Here is a 4,368-nt window from a genome sequence, read left to right on the forward strand (position 1 = left end):
CCAGTGTAACATCTCCTAATAAAGCGTTTGCATCACCACCAACCGTTAAGTCAGAAGAAGTAATGTTACCGTCACCGTTAAAGGCAGTCGGGTCTACCACTAAAGCGCCCGCCCCGTTTTGTGTTAAACCAGTACCTGCAACATCAGCATTTATTTTAACAGCTGTTACCGCATCGTCATTGATCTTCGCAGTAGTTACTGCATTGGCATTTATTTTTCCTGTAGTTACAGCGTTATCGTTGATCTTAACCGTAGTCACTGCATTGTCAGCTAATTCTGTTGTTCCAACAGCACCTGCAGCGATCTCTAGTGTAACATCTCCAAGTAAAGCGTTAGCATCACCACCAACCGTTAAGTCAGAAGAAGTAATGTTACCGTCACCGTTAAAGGCAGTAGGATCTACCACTAAAGCGCCCGAACCGTTTTGAGTTAAACCAGTACCTGCAACATCCGCGTTTATTTTAGCTGCTGTTACTGCATCGTCATTAATCTTTCCTGTAGTTACAGCGTTATCGTTAATCTTAACAGTAGTTACTGCATTGTCAGCTAATTCTGTAGTTCCAACAGCACCTGCCGCGATCTCTAGTGTAACATCTCCAAGTAAAGCATTTGCATCACCACCAACCGTTAAGTCAGAAGAAGTAATGTTACCGTCACCGTTAAAGGCAGTCGGGTCTACAACTAAAGCACCCGCCCCGTTTTGTGTTAAACCAGTACCTGCAACATCAGCATTTATTTTAGCAGCTGTTACTGCATCATCGTTGATCTTCGCAGTAGTTACCGCATTGGCATTTATTTTTCCTGTAGTTACAGCGTTATCGTTGATTTTAACCGTAGTTACTGCATTGTCAGCTAATTCTGTAGTTCCAACAGCACCTGCAGCGATTTCTAGTGTAACATCTCCAAGTAAAGCGTTTGCATCACCACCAACCGTTAAGTCAGAAGAAGTAATGTTACCGTCACCATTAAAGGCAGTCGGGTCTACCACTAAAGCGCCCGCACCGTTTTGTGTTAAACCAGTACCTGCAACATCAGCATTTATTTTAGCAGCTGTTACCGCATCGTCATTGATCTTCGCAGTAGTTACTGCATTGGCATTTATTTTTCCAGTAGTTACAGCGTTATCGTTTATTTTAACAGTAGTCACTGCGTTGTCAGCTAATTCAGTAGTACCAACAGCACCTGCTGAGATTTCCAGTGTAACATCTCCTAATAAAGCGTTTGCATCACCACCAACCGTTAAGTCAGAAGAGGTAATGTTACCGTCACCGTTAAAGGCAGTCGGATCTACTACTAAAGCGCCCGCACCGTTTTGTGTTAAACCAGTACCCGCAACATCAGCGTTTATTTTAGCAGCTGTTACCGCATCGTCATTGATCTTAGCGGTAGTTACTGCGTTGTTATTGATTTTTCCTGTAGTTACAGCGTTATCGTTGATCTTAATCGTAGTCACTGCATTGTCAGCTAATTCAGTAGTACCAACAGCGCCTGCAGCGATTTCCAGTGTAACATCTCCTAATAAAGCGTTTGCATCACCACCAACCGTTAAGTCAGAAGAAGTAATGTTACCGTCACCGTTAAAGGCAGTCGGGTCTACCACTAAAGCGCCCGCCCCGTTTTGTGTTAAACCAGTACCTGCAACATCAGCATTTATTTTAGCAGCTGTTACCGCATCGTCATTGATCTTCGCAGTAGTTACTGCATTGGCATTTATTTTTCCTGTAGTTACAGCGTTATCGTTGATCTTAACCGTAGTCACTGCGTTGTCAGCTAATTCTGTAGTTCCAACAGCACCTGCAGCGATCTCTAGTGTAACATCTCCAAGTAAAGCGTTAGCATCACCACCAACCGTTAAGTCAGAAGAAGTAATGTTACCGTCACCGTTAAAGGCAGTCGGATCTACCACTAAAGCGCCCGAACCGTTTTGAGTTAAACCAGTACCTGCAACATCCGCGTTTATTTTAGCTGCTGTTACTGCATCGTCATTAATCTTTCCTGTAGTTACAGCGTTATCGTTAATCTTAACAGTAGTTACTGCATTGTCAGCTAATTCTGTAGTTCCAACAGCACCTGTTGAGATTTCCAGTGTAACATCTCCAAGTAAAGCATTTGCATCACCACCAACCGTTAAGTCAGAAGAAGTAATGTTACCGTCACCGTTAAAGGCAGTCGGATCTACCACTAAAGCGCCCGCACCGTTTTGTGTTAAACCAGTACCCGCAACATCCGCGTTAATTTTAGCAGCTGTTACCGCATCGTCATTGATCTTCGCAGTAGTTACCGCATTGTTATTAATTTTTCCGGTAGTTACAGCGTTATCGTTAATCTTAACCGTAGTCACTGCGTTGTCAGCTAATTCAGTAGTACCAACCGCACCTGCCGCGATTTCTAGTGTAACATCTCCAAGTAAAGCGTTTGCATCACCACCAACGGTTAAGTCAGAAGAGGTAATGTTACCGTCACCGTTAAAGGCAGTCGGGTCTACAACTAAAGCGCCCGCCCCGTTTTGTGTTAAACCAGTACCTGCAACATCCGCGTTTATTTTAGCAGCCGTAACTGCATCGTCATTAATCTTTCCAGTAGTTACAGCGTTGTCGTTAATCTTAACCGTAGTCACTGCGTTGTCAGCTAATTCTGTAGTACCAACAGCACCTGCAGCGATCTCTAGTGTAACATCTCCAAGTAAAGCGTTTGCATCACCACCAACCGTTAAGTCAGAAGAGGTAATGTTACCGTCACCGTTAAAGGCAGTCGGATCTACTACTAAGGCGCCCGCACCGTTTTGTGTTAAACCAGTACCTGCAACATCAGCATTTATTTTAGCAGCTGTTACTGCATCGTCATTAATCTTTCCTGTAGTTACAGCGTTATCGTTAATCTTAACAGTAGTTACTGCATTGTCAGCTAATTCAGTAGTACCAACAGCACCTGCCGCGATCTCTAGTGTAACATCTCCAAGTAAAGCGTTTGCATCACCACCAACCGTTAAGTCAGAAGAAGTAATGTTACCGTCACCGTTAAAGGCAGTCGGATCTACTACTAAAGCACCGGCACCGTTTTGTGTTAAACCAGTACCTGCAACATCCGCGTTAATTTTAGCAGCTGTTACCGCATCGTCATTAATCTTTCCAGTAGTTACAGCGTTGTCGTTTATTTTAACCGTAGTCACTGCGTTGTCAGCTAATTCTGTAGTACCAACAGCACCTGCAGCGATCTCTAGTGTAACATCTCCAAGTAAAGCGTTTGCATCACCACCAACCGTTAAGTCAGAAGAGGTAATGTTACCGTCACCGTTAAAGGCAGTCGGATCTACTACTAAGGCGCCCGCACCGTTTTGTGTTAAACCAGTACCTGCAACATCAGCATTTATTTTAGCAGCTGTTACTGCATCGTCATTAATCTTTCCTGTAGTTACAGCGTTATCGTTAATCTTAACAGTAGTTACTGCATTGTCAGCTAATTCTGTTGTTCCTACAGCACCTGCAGCGATTTCTAGTGTAACATCTCCAAGTAAAGCGTTTGCATCACCACCAACTGTTAAGTCAGAAGAAGTAATGTTACCGTCACCGTTAAAGGCAGTAGGATCTACAACTAAAGCGCCCGAACCGTTTTGAGTTAAACCAGTACCTGCAACATCAGCGTTTATTTTAGCAGCCGTTACTGCATCGTCATTGATCTTAGCGGTAGTTACAGCGTTGTTATTGATTTTTCCTGTAGTTACGGCGTTATCGTTAATCTTAACCGTAGTCACTGCGTTGTCAGCTAATTCAGTAGTACCAACAGCACCTGCAGCGATTTCTAGTGTAACATCTCCTAATAAAGCGTTAGCATCACCACCAACTGTTAAGTCAGAAGAAGTAATGTTACCGTCACCATTAAAGGCAGTCGGATCAACTACTAAGGCACCCGCACCGTTTTGTGTTAAACCAGTACCTGCAACATCCGCGTTTATTTTAGCAGCCGTAACTGCATCGTCATTAATCTTTCCAGTAGTTACAGCGTTGTCGTTGATCTTAACCGTAGTCACTGCGTTGTCATCTAATTCTGTAGTTCCAACAGCACCTGCCGCGATCTCTAGTGTAACATCTCCAAGTAATGCGTTAGCATCACCACCAACAGTTAAATCAGAAGAGGTAATGTTACCGTCACCGTTAAAGGCAGTAGGATCTACAACTAAAGCACCCGCACCGTTTTGTGTTAAACCAGTACCCGCAACATCCGCGTTTATTTTAGCAGCTGTTACTGCATCGTCATTAATCTTTCCGGTAGTTACAGCGTTATCATTGATCTTAACAGTAGTTACTGCGTTGTCAGCTAATTCTGTAGTTCCAACAGCACCTGCCGCGATTTCTAGTGTAACATCTCCAA

The 4,368-nt window shown here is 43.6% G+C and carries 1 protein-coding gene; it reads right to left on the reverse strand.

Translation table 11 applies throughout. The annotated features are described in order from the left end of the window. The coding region (locus tag ACXAG7_RS19825; RefSeq protein WP_476667910.1) for a beta strand repeat-containing protein at positions 1-4,368 on the reverse strand (4,368 nt) is incomplete at both ends.

The organism is Tenacibaculum sp. AWR4_210 (assembly GCF_056160945.1).